We start from the raw sequence: 16,746 nt of genomic DNA on the forward strand, positions 1-16,746 counted from the left end.
TGGATCGCAAAAGTGTGCGTTTGTTAATGCAAACCAGTTGCAGTTGAACAGGAAGACGATGAACTCGAAAAAAACCTGAATTTTATTTTGAAATTATTTCCTGGCTGCCATCGCCAAGGGTGCGCACGGCCACCGGCAGAATGCTCGGCAAGGCCTTGAGCAGTGCGTCGGTGTTGTCGGACTTGAACACGCTGGTCAGGCGCAGATCGCCGACCGCTGCGCTGGCGACCTTGAGCGGATTCTCCCGATAACGTGAGACCTGCTCGGCGACGTCGGCCAGGCGGGCGTTGTTGAACACCAGTTTGCCGCTGCGCCAGGCGGTCATTTCCGCCGGGTTGACGGCGTAGGCGGCCGCGACCTTGCCCTGGGCATCGACGTGGGTGCCCAGGCCTGCGGTCAGATGGATGAAATCGTGATCGGCAGCCTCGCGCCCCTGGACCTTGACCGTGCCCTGCTCCACCACCACCCGGGTTTCACTGGCGCCACGGCGTACGTCGAACCGGGTGCCGGTGACCGTGACCTTGCCGCTGCCCGACTCGACCACAAAGGGTCGGCGGGTGTCGTGCTCGACGCTGAACATCGCTTCGCCTTCACTGAGCTCAACGTGGCGTTGACCCTTTTCAAAACGCACCTGAATCCGGCTGCGGCTGTCCAGATCCACCGCCGAACCGTCCGGCAACGCCACATGGCGCCGCTCATTCAGGGCCGTTGAAAACTCGGCCGTGTAAGGCGCTGGATGATTCAGGCTGCTGAACAGACCCAGGCCGAGCGCCACCGCGAGCACGCTGGCGGCTACCGCGTAACGCAGCACAGGGCGAGGTTTTTTCAGGGCTGGCGGGGTTTCACACAAGGCACGCAAACGCGCCGCCGGCAGCAAATCGGCGGCGCGCCACAACGCCTGGAGCACTTCGAATTCGTTTCGGTGTTGGGGATGTTCGTCCAGCCAGGCCTGAAACCGGCGACGCACTTCGACATCGACGACAGGCTCCTGCAAACGTACAAACCAAAGCGCCGCGTCATCGCGAACCGTTGTTTGCCCGCACGCACAATCACGAGTATCCATCATGGAAGTTCCTGTTGGGCTGGGGAGGAGATGGCGCGACAGATCATGACTGCAACCCGTCCAGGCGATCGCGCAGGTGCCGAAGCGTGCGGATCATATACTTTTCCACCATGTTCTTGGACAGCCCCAGGCGTTCGGCGATTTCGGCCTGGGTCAGGCCCTCGATTTTCTGCCAGACAAACACCTTGCGGCAGTTGACCGGCAACTCGGAGAGCGCCCGTTCGATGGAATCGGCCAGCTGGATCGCGTGCATGAAATGCTCCGGGTCGCCGCTCGGCGACTCACTGAGATCGATCGCCTCTGACTCCATGGCGCCCCGCCGGTCCTCACGCCGATACCCATCCACGGCAATGTTGCGCGCGGTCTGGTGCAAATACGCCCGGGGCTGTTCGACCCGCGCCGAATCGGACTCAAGCACCCGCACGAAGGTGTCGTGGGCCAGGTCCTCGGCCTGCTGACGATTCCTCAGGCGACGGGTCCAGGTACCAACCAACTCTTCGTAATGCTCGAAAAAGCCGTGTCTGCGGGGCAGCTTGAGGGTCATTGCGCTGTGCTGTGGAAATGAGCGCGAATAGTAATGCTTCTTATTAAATCAAAGCAATCGCTTGCCGCCCCAAACGCGCTCCCTGTCGCCCGAAACGCAAAAAGGCCGCTGATTGCTCAGCGGCCTTTTTCACTCCGACAGGTTACTCCGTGTTGCAGATGCCATCGAAGCCGTCATTCATAGGTCGGTAATTTCCTTGTGGCGAGGCACCAGCATCTTCATCACACTCCACGCCACCAGATAGGCCAGCGCGCAGACGGCGAACATGATCATGTAGCCGGTACGGATTTCACCCACCGATTTGTAGTAGTCGAACACCCAGCCACCGATCTTGGTCAGCAAGACTCCGCCCAACCCACCCGCCATACCACCAATGCCGACCACGGACGCGACGGTCTTTTGCGGAAACATGTCGGACACCGTGGTGAAGATGTTGGCCGACCAGGCCTGATGCGCCGACGCGCCCACACCAATGAGCAACACCGGTACCCAGACGCTGATGTGACCCAATGGCTGTGCCAGCAGCACGACCAACGGGAAAACGGCAATCACCAGCATGGCTTTCATGCGGCCGTCATACGGCTTGTCGCCACGTGCCATGAAATAGCTGGGGAACCAGCCGCCGCCGATACTGCCGACCATGGTCATGCTGTACAACACCGCCAGTGGTACCACGATGGCTGCGCCTTTCAGGCCGTACTGCTCCGACAGGTAGGTCGGCAGCCAGAAGAGAAAGAACCACCACACCCCGTCGGTCATGAACTTGCCGAAGGCGAACGCCCAGGTCTGACGGTATTTCAGCAATTGGAACCACGAAACCTTTTTGCCGACGCCCGTCTGCACAGCGGCGCTGGCGGGGGAATCACTGCGGATGTGTGCCAGTTCCTGCGCCGACAGACGCTTCTGCTGCTCTGGCTTGTCGTACAACACCAGCCATACGCCCATCCAGATAAAGCCCAGCATGCCGATCACGATGAACGCTGTCTGCCAGCCCCACAAGCCAGCGATCAGCGGCACCGAAATGGGTGCCAGGATCGCGCCGACGTTAGCCCCGGAGTTGAAGATGCCGGTGGCGAAGGAGCGTTCTTTCTTCGGGAAATACTCAGCGGTGACCTTGATTGCGGTCGGGAAGTTGGCCGATTCACCGATTGCCAGCACGGCGCGCGACAGCATGAAGCCGGCGATCGAGACCGGGATGACCGCAATACCCAGCGCGCTACAGATGGCGGCAATACCCTCGCCCATGGGTTCTGCAAAGGCGTGCATGACGGCGCCGGTCGACCAAATGCAAATCGCCACCACAAAAGCGGCCTTGGTGCCGATCTTGTCCACTACGCGGCCCGCGAACAGCATGGAAATCGCGTAGGTGAACTGGAAGACGGCGGCAATGTTGGCGTAATCGGTGTTGCTCCAGCCAAACTGCCTCGACAGATCCGGCGCCAGCAGGCTGAGCACCTGGCGGTCGAGGTAATTGACGGTGGTTGCAAAAAACAACAATGCACAAATGGTCCATCGGTATTTACCGACAGACTGGCTGACGCGTTGCGCAGTAATGGGCTCGTTCAAGTTCATGGCATCACTTTATTGTAGATTTTGGGTGATGATCTCTCGGTGTAAAACGAGATCGATTGGGCCGCCGGGCTTCACTTCAATGCATCAGTCCACGACGAAACGGGCGATATTCCGCCAACTGATTTCGGACAACTCATCAGACAACTCACAGAAAAACAGGGACTGATTGCTCAGCCTGCGTTTCTCACGCGAGTCAGTGACCGGTTGTCACCGGTAACGGGCGCAAGGGTGTGTGGACATGGAAGCCGATGGCTGAACACGGGAACTTCAGGGGCGAGAGGGAGGCGATTGGATTCATGTTGAGGTCGACACTCTTTTTATTTTTAATAGTGGACATGCATGTCATATGTCGTCGTATGACTTAAGCGATTTATAGCCAGTCCCATGGGTCACTGTCAACAAGAAAACTCCTTAGACCTGAACGGCCTGACTGCCCTAAAAATGCGACATATAATCGAATAAACCCGTAAAACAGGCTCCTGGACACAGGTACCGCGACGCGTCGCTCGCTCCTTTGTGAGTTTTGAAAGGGGTCATCGACCCCTCACCGTTGTACGACAACCGACAGAAAACAGTCAGAATCCGCCCGACTACGCTCAATCAGGCACAGATCCAAAGGTTTTTGGCAGGATTCCCAATGCAGCCATTCACTGGCTGTAGCAAAGTGCGGGCATGGCTGTTATCGGCTTTTCCGAAGGAACCCAGAATGTTCACCTCCCTTGCACTGCGAAACAGAAAACCGCTGGCCCGCCTCGCCCTGGCTATCACGCTGGGCACGCTCGGCCTGCCTTACTGGGCGGACAATGCCCAGGCCCACGGCAGTCATGCCGACATGGTGCCGCTGCAAGAGGGTCTGGAGGCCTTTGGTGCCACGGTGAAATGGGACGACTACGCCAACCTGTTCACCATCGCCAAGGACGGGGTCTATCTCAAGGTCAAGCCCGACAGCAAAGTGGCGATGCTCAACGGCAAGCGCATCGAGCTGACGGTGCCGGTGGTGTTCAAGGACCATAAGGCGTTCATGTCCACCGACTTCATCAACCAGGTGTTCCAGTCCGGGCTGGACAAGACCTTCGTCGTCGAGACCCGCCCCAACCCGCTCAACCCCCTGAGCGCCGCCGAAATCACCACGGCCGTGGACATCGTCAAGAAATCGGACAACTACCAGCCCGGTTTCCGTTTCACCGAAGTCTCGGTCAAGGCGCCGCCCAAGGATCAGGTATGGAACTTCGCCCTCACCGGGCAGAACGTCGCCCAGCCACGCGAGGCCTCGATCGTGGTGCTCGACGGCAAACATGTGATCGAAGCACTGGTGGATCTCGACACCAAGACTCTCAAGTCCTGGAAGCCGATCGAAGGCGCCCACGGCATGGTCTTGCTGGACGACTTCGCAACGGTGCAATCGGCCGTCGAGAGCAGCCCGGAATACGCCCAGGCCCTGGCCAAGCGCGGCATCAACGACGTGAAGAAGGTCGTGGCGACGCCACTGACCGTCGGTTACTTCGACGGCAAGGACGGCCTGGCGCAGGACAAGCGCCTGCTGAAAATCGTCAGCTACCTCAACACCGGTGACGGCAACTACTGGGCGCACCCGATCGAGGGCCTGGTGGCGATTGTCGACCTGGAACAGAAGAAACTGATCAAGATCGAAGACGACGCGCTGATCCCGGTGCCGCTGAAGCCGACGCCGTATGACGGACGCGGACGCCAGGGCGTCGCAGTCAAACCGCTGGAAATCATCGAACCCGAGGGCAAGAACTACACCATCAGCGGCAACAGCATTCACTGGCAGAACTGGGACTTCCACGTTCGCCTCGATTCGCGGGTCGGGCCGATCCTGTCCACCGTCACCTACGACGACAAGGGCAAGAAACGCAAGATCATGTACGAAGGCTCGCTGGGCGGCATGATCGTGCCTTACGGCGACCCGGATGTCGGCTGGTACTTCAAGGCCTACCTCGACTCCGGCGACTACGGCATGGGCACCCTGACCTCGCCGATTGCCCGCGGCAAGGACGCCCCGCAAAACGCCGTGCTGCTGGACGCCACCATCGCCGACTACACCGGCGCACCGACCGCTATCCCCCGCGCCATGGCGGTGTTCGAGCGCTACGCCGGACCTGAATACAAACACCAGGAAATGGGCCAGCCCAACCTCAGCACCGAGCGTCGTGAACTGGTGGTGCGCTGGATCAGCACCGTCGGCAACTACGACTACATCTTCGACTGGGTCTTCCAGCAGAACGGCACCATCGGCATCGACGCCGGCGCCACCGGCATCGAAGCGGTCAAGGGCGTGAAGTCCAAAACCATGCACGAAGACACCGCCAGGGAAGACACGCGCTACGGCACCCTGCTCGATCACAACATCGTCGGCACTACGCACCAGCACATCTACAACTTCCGCCTCGACATGGACGTGGACGGCGAGCAGAACTCACTGGTGGAAGTGAACCCGGTGGTGCTGCCCAACGACCGTGGCGGCCCGCGCACCAGCACCATGCAGACCGAAACCAAAGTGGTCGGTACCGAGCAGCAAGCGGCGCAGAAATTCGACCCGTCGACCGTGCGCCTGCTGACCAACTTCAGCAAGGAGAACAAGGTCGGCAACCCGGTTTCCTATCAACTGATTCCGTACGCCGGCGGCACCCACCCGGTGGCCAAAGGTGCCAATTTCGGCAAGGACGAATGGCTCTACCACCGCCTGAGTTTCATGGACAAGCAACTGTGGGTGACCCAATACAACCCTGAGGAAAAATACCCGGAAGGCAAGTACCCGAACCGCTCGGACAAGGACTCGGGCCTGGGGCAGTTCACCCAGGATAACCACTCCATCGAGAACACCGACGACGTGGTCTGGCTGACCACCGGCACCACCCACATCGCCCGCGCCGAGGAATGGCCGATCATGCCGACCGAATGGGTGCACGTGCTGCTCAAGCCATGGAACTTCTTCGATGAAACCCCGACCTTGAACCTCAGCCCACAGAAGTAAACGGGTCGTACGCAATACCTGGGGGAGCGAGCTTGCTCGCGATAGCGGTGGGTCAGTCGACATTAATATTGACTGACACTCAGCCTTCGCGAGCAAGCCCGCTCCCACAGGGTTAATCAGAGTTCAGGCAATTCCATCAGTGTGTCAGGCAACATCCCGATCATTGATCCGCTACCCAAGCACATCAATCCGATCCAGCGCCTGGTTCACCGCCAGTTCCCCCAACAGAATGACTTGCGCGATGCCTAGCAGGGTATTTCGACTTGTCCCTTCCGTTCGATCCGCCAGATCCATGGTCATGACGTTGGCCGATGCCAGTGACTCGCAGGCATGGGCCAGCAGGGTTGCGGTATCGAGTTCCGGGTTGACGATGAACATCGTGCTGAGTTTGCGCGGGGTGGCCATGATGTTGGCGGCAGAGGGGATGGGGTCGGATGGGGATGTCGGATCAGTGTCCGGCGGATTCGGTGTCACTTTGAACATATTTGCAAACTCCTGAATGGAGCCGCTACCACCTTGCTACTAAACGAGGGGTGGCGGCTGTACGCAGGTTAGTAGACCGGGGAGTCAGCATTTACCGGCGCGCCGAAGCGCCCTGCGCACAGCCACCATCAAATGCAGGCATATGAATACCTGACTGAAGGGAACGCTATGCACCTTACCAACAACCACGGGCTACTAAACCCGATCACTGACAATCAGTGACGCGGAGCAAGTTACCGAGCGGCCCCAAGGCGCACAAGCCGGCGGATTCTGGGGTATGTGTAGGCAACGACGCAAGGCGCTGTGGCTTTCACGAAGTAACCTTGAGGGCTTTTAAACAAGCAGGGTTTGCGCTCTGGTGTAGCGCTCGATCCGAACGGTTTCACCCTGTCAAAAAGCAGCCGCGACACTGGGCCCCGACAAGATAGCGAACGGTCCTACAGGTTAGGTGCACCAACACTCGGAAGCATCCTACGCACTCAGCAGAAGCATCCGTGGAACCTCTTCGATGAAACGCCGACGTTGAACCTCAGCACACCGAAGTAACCAGGTCGTACGCAATACCTGTGGGAGCGAGCTTGCTCGCGAAAGCGGTCTGTCATTGACATTGATGTCGACTGACACGACGCCTTCGCGAGCAAGCTCGCTCCCACAGGGTTATTCGGTGTTCATGAAAATTCATCAGGCATACCGCTTGCGATACTCCCCCGGCGCAATGCCGAAGCGCGACTTGAACGCGGTGGAGAAGTAGCTCGAATCGGAAAACCCCCACGAATACCCCAGCACCGACAACTTCTGCTCCTTGCCCGATTGGCGCAGGGATTCGGCGCACAGGTCCAGGCGACGGTTCTTGATGTAGCGCGCCACCACCAGCCCTTTCTTGGCAAACATCCGGTACAGGCCACGGGTGGACATGCCGACTTCCCGCGCCAGCCATTCCGGGCACAGGTCTTCGGAGCGAATGTTTTCGTCGATGCAGGTGAGCGTCTTGCGGAAGATCCGCTCATGGACATCGGTGCAGTCGTCGGCCTGGCTGATCGCCGGGCGCAGCAGGCTGACGATCGCCTCCAGGGTCGCTTCGCTTTCCTGTCGGGTCAGGTGCTGCTGGCGGGTGGCGTCGAGGATCAACCGGTGCGAGAGCATGGCGATGGGCGAGGACGCGGCAATCCGGTGGCCGCACTTGACCGGGTTGAAGCGCAGGGTTTGCTCGACCAGTTGATACGGCAGGATCAGCGACAACTGCCGGGAGTTTTCGCCGTAGGTGAAATCGCTGGGGCGCGAGGCATCGATCAGCGTGATGTCGCCGGGGGACAGCAAGACCTTGTCGTCGCCCTGGGCCATGCCCGCCGTGCCGTCGAGCTGGAACACCGCGAAGTACTTGCCACCCTCGCCCGCCGCGACTTCCTGGGGCGTACGGTACAAACGCGCTTGGCACACGTCGACGAAACTGAGTTTGAGCGCATCGCTCTGGTATTCGCGGATGCGCCCGGCAAATTCGCTGCCCAGGGGTTGTGCGTTGAAGGCGCCACAGATCTGGTTGATCTGATGGATCCACTGGTCGAACCCTTCATGGCGCTGTGCTGTTGTAGAAATCATGTCAGGCCTCACGCAGGCTTATTTTTATTGTCTACGTCAATCCACACGACACCGGATGCTTCGAGTCTCCTGAACCGCACCACTCCCTGAACAGTGACGTGCTACTTCAGTCCGCCAAAACGCCGATAGAAGCTTTCACCGACGTCCGGCAACGGGCCGTCGGCCGTTTCCAGTGCAGCGTTCAGCCATTCTTCGGCCTTGGCGTAGATCAAACGGTAAATGTTGCGGCACAACTGGCGGGCGGCGCGGCCTTCCCAATCGCCGGGCAGCAACTCGTCCGGCAGTTGCGGGTCGCGCAGCAGCAGCTTGCGGTACTCGTGAATCAACAGCACCCGCGCCAGGAAGCAGTCGGCCGGTTGCAGGTTTTCCTGCTCGCGCAGGGCTTGCCACAGCGGCCGGAACAACTGGATGAACTCGCTGTAATGCGCAGCCAGCTCCTCGATGTTCCAGCTCTCGCGCACCTGCAGGCGCAGGGCCTTGGAAGCCAGTACGTCCTGAGCGGTGGTTTCGAAGACGATGGTGTCCTCCTGGGCGCCGAGGTCGAGCAGGGTCGCATTGACGTCGGACCGGTCACTGCGCGGACAGGCCAGCACCACCGGCGAAATCGCGCCGAAGCCTTGCCATTCCAGTTCCTCGCGCACCTGTTTGCGTTTGTCCTGGGTCAGTTGCGAGAGCATCACCAGGCACCAGGAACCATCCCAGGCCGGCATCGTGGTGCTGTAGACCCGCTTGAAGGCCTTGTCGAAACGGCGACGACCGGTGCCCGTCAGGCTGTAGTAACTGCGGCGACCGACTTTCTCGGCGGTCAGCCAGCCTTCCTTGGTCAGGCGAAAAATCGAAGTGCGGATCAGCCGTTCGTTGATGCCGATGGGTTCGAGCAATTGAATCAGGCTACCCAGCCACACGGTGCCGCCATGGGGTTCGATGGCATCCCCGTACAACGTGATGATCAAGGAACTGGCGCGGATCGGCGTCTGCTCCTGGAAGCGGGTAATCAGGTGGTTCAAGGGAGTCAGGGACGACATGGGCGTTCCGTGCAAAAAAAGAAAAGGAATATACCGAAAGCTAATGGGTTAATCCCAATCCCTTGTAGGAGCGAGCCTGCTCGCGATGGTGGGTCAGTCGACACCAAGGTAGCTGACCCACCATCGCGAGCAGGCTCGCTCCTACAGTAGGGGACGGTGTTCACAAAGTGCTGCCTTTTGGCCGCAACCCACTGTCACTGATACGCGGGCGATCCGGTTCCGGTTCGCTCAGCGGCTCGCACACCTGCATCTGCTCGAGGCAACGCTGGGCCAGTTGCTGATACTCCCGGGTGCCGGCCTGTTTCCACGCCACTTCCTGATCGCTGAGGCTGCGCTTGATGCTGGCCGGTGCGCCCATGACCAGCGACTGTTCCGGGCATTCGAAGCCGGCCTTGACGAACGCCGCCGCCGACACGAATGAACGCGGGCCGATCCGGGCGTTATCCATCACCACCGCATTCATGCCCACCAGCGCATCGGCGCCGATCCGGCACCCGTGCAGCACCGCGCCGTGGCCGATGTGGCCGTTGCGCTCCACCACCGTGTCGCTGTCGGGGAAACCGTGCATCACGCAGGTGTCCTGCAGGTTGGCGCCCTCCTCCAGCACGATCCGCCCGAAGTCCCCGCGCAGGCTGGCCAGCGGCCCCACATAGCAATGCGGGCCGATGATCACATCGCCGATCAATACGGCAGACGGGTGCACATAAGCGCTCGGGTCAACCACCGGAGTCAGGCCATCAAGGCTGTAGCAGGTCATGGCAGGTTCCTTCGCAAAGCGATGCAAATAATGACCTATTTTGTATCACATCACTTTTACCAGCACAAAGGCTAAAAACCGTATCACTTGAAACGCCCCTTTCCAACGAAGACCAACGCGCCCGTTAAAACGCTATAAAACCCAATAAACTCGAGGAAAAACTCGTTATCAGCGCCCCTCTACCAGGAAGACAACAAATCGAAAACCACACAATTAAGACACATTAAATCTATTTTTGTATTGCATTTGCGTATCACGTTGTAGCTATACTTGGGCAAAACCGGCCCCCGAGGCCGATCCAATAACGAGCCGGCACCACGCCGAGCGTGCACCCTGAGGGCATCCGCCATGCCTCTGACCCTTGCCGTCGAATTGATCGAGCCTGGCGTCCGCCTGATTACCCTGCAGCGCCCGCAAGCCCTGAACGCCTTGACCACCGAATTGCTGGGCGAACTGGCCGCTGAACTGAACGCCGCACAAGCCGACCCCGACACCCGCGCCGTGGTCCTCACCGGTAGCCGCAAGGCCTTCGCCGCCGGCGCCGACATCAAGGAAATGGCCGAACGCAACCTGGTCGGCATCCTCGACGACCCGCGCCAGGCCTCGTGGCAAACCATCACCCGTTTCAGCAAACCGCTGATCGCCGCGGTCAACGGCTTCGCCCTCGGCGGTGGCTGCGAACTGGCGATGCACGCCGACATCATCATTGCCGGGGAAGACGCGCGCTTCGGCCAGCCGGAAATCAACCTCGGGATCATGCCCGGCGCCGGAGGCACCCAGCGTTTGCTGCGCGCCGTCGGCAAATCCATGGCCATGCAGATGGTCCTCACCGGTGAGCCGATCGACGCCCGCCAGGCCCAGCGCGCCGGCCTGGTCAGCGAAGTGACCCAACCGGAGTTCACCGTCGATCGCGCCCTGCACATCGCCCGCGGCATTGCCGCCAAGGCGCCACTGGCCGTACGCCTGGCCAAGGAAGCGCTGCTCAAGGCCATGGACACCGATCTGGCCAGCGGCCTGCGCTTCGAGCGCCACGCCTTCACCGTGCTGGCCGGCACCCGCGACCGCGACGAAGGCATTGCGGCCTTCCAGGAAAAACGCGCGCCGACCTTCACCGGCCAGTAATCCAACGAATTCGAACGACTGCCAAGAGAACGCCCAGACCATGAACTTCGAACACATCCTGTTTTCCATCGACGCCGGCGTCGCTCTGCTCAGCCTCAACCGGCCAGACCAGCTCAACAGCTTCAACACCCAGATGCACGGCGAAGTGAAAGAAGCACTCAAGCAAGTGCGGCAGAACCCGGACGTGCGCGTTCTACTGCTGACGGGTGAAGGTCGCGGCTTCTGCGCCGGGCAGGACCTGAGCGACCGCAATGTCGCGCCGGGCAGCGCCGTGCCGGATCTTGGCGAGTCCATCGAGAAGTTCTACAACCCGCTGATCCGCCAGTTGCGCGACCTGCCGCTGCCGGTGATCTGTGCGGTCAACGGCGTCGCCGCCGGTGCCGGCGCCAACATTCCGCTGGCCTGCGACCTGGTGCTGGCGGCGCGTTCGGCCAGTTTCATCCAGGCGTTCTGCAAGATCGGCCTGATTCCCGATTCCGGTGGCACCTGGACCTTGCCGCGCCTGGTCGGCATGGCCCGAGCCAAGGCTTTGGCCTTGCTTGGCAATCGCCTGAGCGCCGAACAGGCCGAACAATGGGGCTTGATCTACCAGTGCGTGGACGACGCCGACCTGCGCGACGAAGCGCTGAAACTGGCGCGCCACCTCGCCACTCAACCCACCTACGGCCTGGCGCTGATCAAACGCAGCCTCAACGCCAGCCTGAGCAACAGCTTCGACGAACAGCTGGAACTGGAGCGCGACCTGCAACGCCTGGCCGGGCGCAGCGAGGACTATCGCGAAGGCGTCGGCGCCTTCATGGAAAAACGCACCCCAAGCTTCAAGGGGCGCTGAGTCATGACCGCATTGAACACCTCTGCACGCATTGCCGTGATCGGCGCCGGGGCCATGGGCGCCGGCATCGCCCAGGTCGCGGCGCAAGCCGGCCATCCGGTGTTGCTGCTGGACAACCGTCCCGGCGCGGCGGCGCAGGCCATCGAAGGCATCGATCGACAACTGGGCAAACGGGTCGAGAGCGGCAAACTGTCCGCCGAATCGCGCAGCGCAACCATTGCCCGCCTGCAAGCGGTGGAAGCCATCGAAGCCCTGGCCGATTGCGAGCTGATCATCGAAGCCATCGTCGAGAACCTCGAGGTCAAGCGTGCACTGTTCCGCCAGCTCGAAGGCATCTGTAGCGAACACTGCATTCTGGCCAGCAACACCTCGTCGCTATCGATCACCAGCATCGCCGCGCAGCTTGAGCATCCAGAACGCTTGCTCGGCCTGCACTTCTTCAACCCGGCGCCGGTCATGGCGTTGGTGGAAATCGTTTCCGGCCTGGCCAGTAATCCCGTCTTGGCTGAGTGCCTGTACGACACCGCCAAGGCCTGGGGCAAAAAACCGGTGCACACCCGTTCGACGCCGGGCTTCATCGTCAACCGCGTGGCCCGGCCGTTCTATGCCGAAAGCCTGCGGATGCTGCAGGAAGGCGCGGCCGACTGCCCGACACTGGATGCCCTGATGCGCGAGGCCGGCGGTTTTGCCATGGGCGCATTCGAACTGACCGATCTGATCGGCCACGACGTCAACTACGCCGTGACCTGCTCGGTGTTCGACGCCTATTACCAGGACACGCGCTTCCTGCCGTCGTTGATCCAGAAAGAATTGGTGGACGGCAGGCGTCTGGGACGCAAGAGCGGCCAGGGTTTCTACCGCTACGCCCAAGGGGCGGAACGCCCGCAAGCCGCTGATATCAACAGCGATGCGAAGGTCGAGGTCTGTGCCGTGGAAGGCGACCTCGGTATCGCTCAAGGCTTGCTCGCACGCTTGCATGAACAAGGCGTCGAGATCGTCCAGCGTGATGGTCAGGGCTTGCTGCGAGTCGGTGATGCCGTTCTGGCCTTGAGCGATGGGCGCATGGCCTGTCAGCGGGCTCGCGAAGACGGGCTGCGCAACCTGATACTGCTGGACCTTGCGTTCGATTACGCCAATGCCAAACGCATCGCTATCAGCCATGCGGCAGGGATCGACCCGCAGGCCCTCGAACAAGGCGTGGCCCTGCTGCAACGGGCCGGCCTCAAGGTCAGCCTGCTCAGCGACAGCCCGGCCCTCGCCGTCCTGCGCACCGTGGCGATGCTCGCCAACGAAGCCGCCGACGCCCTGCTGCAAGGCGTCGCGTCGGCCGCCGACATCGATCTGGCGATGCGCGCCGGGGTCAACTATCCACAGGGTCCGCTGGCCTGGGCCGATGCCATTGGCCTGTCGCACATTCTGAACGTGCTGGAAAACCTGCAAGCCAGTTACGGCGAAGAACGCTACCGGCCGTCGCTGCTGCTGCGCCGTCGCGTCGCCGAAGGGAGAACCTTCCATGACTAACCATGAAGCCATGACCCTGGCCAGTGAATGCGCGCAATCGCTGTTCCAGCGCGACGCCGCCAGCCAGGCCATGGGCATGCGCCTGCTCTCGGCCGGCCCCGGTTGCGCGCGAGTGGGCATGACGGTGCGCGCCGACATGGTCCAGGGCCACGGCACGTGCCACGGCGGCTACCTGTTCGCCCTCGCCGATTCGGCGTTCGCCTTCGCCTGCAACAGCTACAACGAGGCCACCGTGGCCATCGGTTGCAGCATCGACTACATCGCCCCGGCCCGCCTGGGTGACACGCTGAACGCCGACTGCATCGAGCAGAGCCGTTCCGGGCGCACCGGCAACTACGACGTACGTATCGAAAACCAACAGGGCCAGTTGATCGCCCTGTTCCATGGCAAATCCTACAAAGTGCGCGGCCCGGTGCTGACGCAGGAGACCCCGAATGAATGACGCACTGATCATCGACGCCGTCCGCACCCCGATAGGCCGCTACGCCGGGGTCCTGAGCAGCGTGCGCGCCGACGACCTCGGCGCGGTGCCGCTGCGCGAACTGCTGCGCCGCCACCCGCAAGTCGACTGGAGTACCGTCGACGACGTGATCTACGGCTGCGCCAACCAGGCCGGCGAAGACAACCGCAACGTCGCGCGCATGTCGGCCCTGCTGGCCGGGTTGCCGGTCAGCGTGCCCGGCACCACCCTCAATCGCCTGTGCGGCTCCGGGCTGGACGCGGTGGGCACGGCTGCCCGGGCGATTCGCAGCGGCGAGACCGGGTTGATGCTGGTCGGCGGCGTGGAATCGATGTCCCGCGCGCCGCTGGTGATGGGCAAGGCCGAGCAGGCGTTTTCCCGTTCGGCGGAAATCTTCGACACCACCATCGGCTGGCGTTTCGTCAATCCGCTGATGAAAAAGGCCTACGGCATCGACTCCATGCCGGAAACCGCGGAGAACGTCGCCGAACAGTTCAACATCTCCCGGGCCGACCAGGACGCCTTCGCCCTGCGCAGCCAGCAGCGTGCAGCGGCCGCCCAGGCCAATGGGCGCCTGGCGAAGGAAATCGTCGCCGTGGAAATCCCGCAGCGCAAAGGCCCGGCCAAAGTGGTCGAGCACGACGAACACCCACGCGGCGACACCACGCTCGAACAGCTTGCCAAACTCGGCACGCCGTTCCGCGAAGGCGGTAGCATCACCGCCGGCAACGCCTCCGGAGTCAACGACGGCGCCTGCGCGCTGCTGCTGGCCAGCCCGCAAGTCGCCAAGCGCCACGGCCTGACCGCCCGTGGCCGGGTCGTGGCCATGGCCACCGCCGGCGTAGAACCACGGATCATGGGCATTGGCCCGGTGCCGGCCACGCGCAAGGTACTGGAAGTGGCCAACCTGAGCCTGGCCGACATGGACGTGATCGAGCTCAACGAAGCGTTTGCCGCACAGGGCCTGGCGGTGCTGCGCGAGCTTGGCCTGAGCGACACCGATCCGCGGGTCAACCCCAACGGCGGCGCCATCGCCCTCGGCCACCCGTTGGGCATGAGCGGCGCGCGACTGGTGACCACCGCCCTGCATGAGCTTGAGGAACGTAACGGCCGCTACGCCCTGTGCACCATGTGCATTGGCGTCGGCCAGGGGATCGCGCTGATCATCGAGCGTCTATCCCACTAAAGAATCGCGATTCCCGAGGAGCCGAGAGGTATCCTTGGGGCATGCACTCAAAGCCCTTGTGCAAAAGGGCTGGAACACAAAAACAATTCGAGTGAACACATGAACATGCCAATTGCCCAAGCCGTGCTGAACCCTGTGCTGGACCCGCTGGAAACCGCCAGCATCGACGAGCTGCGCCAGCATCAGCTGGAGCGCCTGCGCTGGAGCCTGAACCACGCCTACAACAACGTGCCGCTGTACCGTCAGCGTTTCGATGCGCTGGGCGTACACCCGGACGACATCAAGTCCCTCGACGACCTGGCGAAATTCCCTTTCACCACCAAGTCCGACCTGCGCGACAACTACCCCTACGGCATGTTTGCCGTGCCGATGAACGACATCGTGCGCCTGCACGCGTCCAGCGGCACCACCGGCAAACCGACCGTGGTCGGCTACACCCAGAACGACATCGACACCTGGGCCAACGTGGTGGCCCGCTCGATCCGCGCCGCCGGTGGCCGCCGTGGCGACAAGGTGCACATTTCCTACGGCTACGGCCTGTTCACCGGCGGCCTCGGCGCGCACTACGGCGCCGAACGCCTGGGTTGCACGGTGATCCCGATGTCCGGCGGCCAGACCGAAAAACAAGTGCAACTGATCAAGGATTTCCAGCCGGACATCATCATGGTCACGCCGTCGTACATGCTCAACATCGCCGACGAAATCGAGCGCCAGGGCATCGACCCGCACAAACTGGCCCTGCGCCTGGGCATCTTCGGCGCCGAGCCGTGGACCGCCGAACTGCGCAGCGCCATCGAAGCGCGCCTGGGCATCACCGCCCTGGACATCTACGGCCTGTCGGAAATCATGGGGCCGGGCGTCGCCATGGAATGCGCGGAAACCAAGGACGGCCCGACCATCTGGGAAGACCATTTCTACCCGGAAATCATCGACCCGGTCACTGGCGAGGTTTTGCCGGACGGCCAGATGGGCGAACTGGTGTTCACCTCCCTGAGCAAAGAAGCCCTGCCGATGATCCGCTACCGCACCCGCGACCTGACGCGCCTGCTGCCGGGTACGGCACGACCGATGCGCCGCATCGACAAGATCACCGGACGCAGCGACGACATGCTGATCATCCGCGGGGTCAACGTGTTTCCGACACAGATCGAGGAACAGGTACTCAAAGTCAAACAACTTGCCGAGTGCTATGAGATCCATCTGTATCGCAACGGCAACCTTGACAGCGTTGATGTGCAAGTCGAGTTGAAGGCTGAGCACCAGCACCTGAGCGAAGAACAGCAGAAGGCTGTTTGCGGGGAATTGAGCAAACACATCAAGACGTATATCGGGATCAGTTCGCGGGTTGTTTTGCAGCCGTTTCATTCGATCAAGCGGTCGGAGGGCAAGGCTTGCCACGTGGTGGATAAACGTCCTAAAGCATGACTGCTGCACCCTTTATGGCCCCGCTTATTTGCGGGGCTTTTTTTTGGCCGGGCTTTGCTGACTCTGGAGCCGAGCACAATCCCTGTGGGAGCGAGCTTGCTCGCGAAGGCGGCTTGACTGCCAGCCTGTCTTTTGTTGATTGCGTACATATCCGTTTCTTCGGTA

Annotated in this window: 14 protein-coding genes; 7 read left to right on the forward strand and 7 right to left on the reverse strand. The window is 61.5% G+C overall.

Annotation, left to right across the window (positions count from 1 at the left end; genetic code table 11):
- Positions 1 to 82: 82 nt before the first annotated feature.
- The 3 genes from PMI26_RS22430 to PMI26_RS22420 form a co-directional block, all read right to left on the reverse strand.
- A complete protein-coding gene (locus PMI26_RS22430; protein WP_007972007.1) occupies positions 83 to 1,066 on the reverse strand; it encodes a FecR family protein in 984 nt (327 codons plus the stop codon).
- A gap of 40 nt (positions 1,067 to 1,106) precedes the next feature.
- On the reverse strand, positions 1,107 to 1,607 hold the full coding sequence (locus PMI26_RS22425) for a sigma-70 family RNA polymerase sigma factor (protein WP_007972009.1): 501 nt from the start codon (positions 1,605 to 1,607) through the stop codon (positions 1,107 to 1,109).
- A 177-nt stretch (positions 1,608 to 1,784) separates the two neighbouring features.
- On the reverse strand, positions 1,785 to 3,179 hold the full coding sequence (locus PMI26_RS22420) for an MFS transporter (RefSeq protein WP_007972011.1): 1,395 nt from the start codon (positions 3,177 to 3,179) through the stop codon (positions 1,785 to 1,787).
- Positions 3,180 to 3,885: 706 nt separating this feature from the next.
- Here PMI26_RS22420 and tynA point away from each other — a divergent pair.
- The gene (tynA, locus tag PMI26_RS22415) at positions 3,886 to 6,174 is read left to right on the forward strand and encodes a primary-amine oxidase (RefSeq protein ID WP_007972014.1); all 2,289 of its coding nucleotides are present in this window, start codon (positions 3,886 to 3,888) and stop codon (positions 6,172 to 6,174) included.
- A 171-nt stretch (positions 6,175 to 6,345) separates the two neighbouring features.
- Here tynA and PMI26_RS22410 read toward each other — a convergent pair whose 3' ends face one another.
- From PMI26_RS22410 to paaY, 4 genes are all read right to left on the reverse strand, one after another.
- The gene (locus tag PMI26_RS22410; RefSeq protein ID WP_007972016.1) at positions 6,346 to 6,657 is read right to left on the reverse strand and encodes a DUF6124 family protein; all 312 of its coding nucleotides are present in this window, start codon (positions 6,655 to 6,657) and stop codon (positions 6,346 to 6,348) included.
- Between the two features lie 681 nt (positions 6,658 to 7,338).
- Entirely contained in the window at positions 7,339 to 8,253 is a 915-nt protein-coding gene (gene feaR, locus PMI26_RS22405; protein WP_007972018.1) for a transcriptional regulator FeaR, read from the reverse strand.
- A 101-nt stretch (positions 8,254 to 8,354) separates the two neighbouring features.
- The gene (gene paaX / locus PMI26_RS22400; RefSeq protein WP_007972019.1) at positions 8,355 to 9,278 is read right to left on the reverse strand and encodes a phenylacetic acid degradation operon negative regulatory protein PaaX; all 924 of its coding nucleotides are present in this window, start codon (positions 9,276 to 9,278) and stop codon (positions 8,355 to 8,357) included.
- Between the two features lie 160 nt (positions 9,279 to 9,438).
- On the reverse strand, positions 9,439 to 10,035 hold the full coding sequence (gene paaY, locus PMI26_RS22395; RefSeq protein WP_007972020.1) for a phenylacetic acid degradation protein PaaY: 597 nt from the start codon (positions 10,033 to 10,035) through the stop codon (positions 9,439 to 9,441).
- Between the two features lie 348 nt (positions 10,036 to 10,383).
- Between paaY and paaF the strand changes: the two genes are divergently transcribed.
- From paaF to paaK, 6 genes are all read left to right on the forward strand, one after another.
- Complete coding sequence (gene paaF / locus PMI26_RS22390; RefSeq protein ID WP_007972021.1) at positions 10,384 to 11,157, forward strand: 2,3-dehydroadipyl-CoA hydratase PaaF; 774 nt, start codon at positions 10,384 to 10,386, stop codon at positions 11,155 to 11,157.
- A 40-nt stretch (positions 11,158 to 11,197) separates the two neighbouring features.
- The gene (gene paaG, locus PMI26_RS22385) at positions 11,198 to 11,989 is read left to right on the forward strand and encodes a 2-(1,2-epoxy-1,2-dihydrophenyl)acetyl-CoA isomerase PaaG (protein WP_007972022.1); all 792 of its coding nucleotides are present in this window, start codon (positions 11,198 to 11,200) and stop codon (positions 11,987 to 11,989) included.
- A 3-nt stretch (positions 11,990 to 11,992) separates the two neighbouring features.
- Positions 11,993 to 13,510 carry a 3-hydroxyacyl-CoA dehydrogenase PaaH gene (gene paaH, locus PMI26_RS22380; protein ID WP_007972023.1) on the forward strand — a complete coding sequence of 506 codons (1,518 nt, stop codon included), beginning with the start codon at positions 11,993 to 11,995 and terminating at the stop codon, positions 13,508 to 13,510.
- Positions 13,503 to 13,952, forward strand: a complete 450-nt coding sequence (gene paaI / locus PMI26_RS22375; protein ID WP_007972024.1) for a hydroxyphenylacetyl-CoA thioesterase PaaI — start codon at positions 13,503 to 13,505, stop codon at positions 13,950 to 13,952. Before paaH ends, paaI begins: the two co-directional genes overlap by 8 nt.
- Positions 13,945 to 15,156: a 3-oxoadipyl-CoA thiolase gene (gene pcaF / locus PMI26_RS22370; RefSeq protein WP_007972025.1), complete on the forward strand. Its 1,212-nt coding sequence runs from the start codon at positions 13,945 to 13,947 to the stop codon at positions 15,154 to 15,156. The genes paaI and pcaF overlap by 8 nt, the downstream gene beginning before the upstream one ends.
- Before the next feature lie 99 nt (positions 15,157 to 15,255).
- Positions 15,256 to 16,581, forward strand: coding sequence for a phenylacetate--CoA ligase PaaK (gene paaK, locus PMI26_RS22365; RefSeq protein ID WP_007972026.1), 1,326 nt, complete (start codon positions 15,256 to 15,258; stop codon positions 16,579 to 16,581).
- The last annotated feature ends 165 nt before the right edge of the window (positions 16,582 to 16,746 follow it).

It is taken from the genome of Pseudomonas sp. GM33, from assembly GCF_000282295.1.
Taxonomy (GTDB): domain Bacteria; phylum Pseudomonadota; class Gammaproteobacteria; order Pseudomonadales; family Pseudomonadaceae; genus Aquipseudomonas; species Aquipseudomonas laurylsulfatiphila.

Excerpts from the sequence above, each read along its gene's own strand:
- feaR (WP_007972018.1), bottom strand. The coding sequence starts at position 8,253 with ATGATTTCTACAACAGCACAGCGCCATGAAGGGTTCGACCAGTGGATC.
- paaG (WP_007972022.1), top strand. The coding sequence starts at position 11,198 with ATGAACTTCGAACACATCCTGTTTTCCATCGACGCCGGCGTCGCTCTG.
- paaF (WP_007972021.1), top strand. The coding sequence starts at position 10,384 with ATGCCTCTGACCCTTGCCGTCGAATTGATCGAGCCTGGCGTCCGCCTG.
- PMI26_RS22410 (WP_007972016.1), bottom strand. The coding sequence starts at position 6,657 with ATGTTCAAAGTGACACCGAATCCGCCGGACACTGATCCGACATCCCCA.
- paaH (WP_007972023.1), top strand. The coding sequence starts at position 11,993 with ATGACCGCATTGAACACCTCTGCACGCATTGCCGTGATCGGCGCCGGG.
- PMI26_RS22425 (WP_007972009.1), bottom strand. The coding sequence starts at position 1,607 with ATGACCCTCAAGCTGCCCCGCAGACACGGCTTTTTCGAGCATTACGAA.
- paaK (WP_007972026.1), top strand. The coding sequence starts at position 15,256 with ATGAACATGCCAATTGCCCAAGCCGTGCTGAACCCTGTGCTGGACCCG.
- paaI (WP_007972024.1), top strand. The coding sequence starts at position 13,503 with ATGACTAACCATGAAGCCATGACCCTGGCCAGTGAATGCGCGCAATCG.
- paaX (WP_007972019.1), bottom strand. The coding sequence starts at position 9,278 with ATGTCGTCCCTGACTCCCTTGAACCACCTGATTACCCGCTTCCAGGAG.
- tynA (WP_007972014.1), top strand. The coding sequence starts at position 3,886 with ATGTTCACCTCCCTTGCACTGCGAAACAGAAAACCGCTGGCCCGCCTC.
- PMI26_RS22430 (WP_007972007.1), bottom strand. The coding sequence starts at position 1,066 with ATGATGGATACTCGTGATTGTGCGTGCGGGCAAACAACGGTTCGCGAT.
- paaY (WP_007972020.1), bottom strand. The coding sequence starts at position 10,035 with ATGACCTGCTACAGCCTTGATGGCCTGACTCCGGTGGTTGACCCGAGC.
- PMI26_RS22420 (WP_007972011.1), bottom strand. The coding sequence starts at position 3,179 with ATGAACTTGAACGAGCCCATTACTGCGCAACGCGTCAGCCAGTCTGTC.
- pcaF (WP_007972025.1), top strand. The coding sequence starts at position 13,945 with ATGAATGACGCACTGATCATCGACGCCGTCCGCACCCCGATAGGCCGC.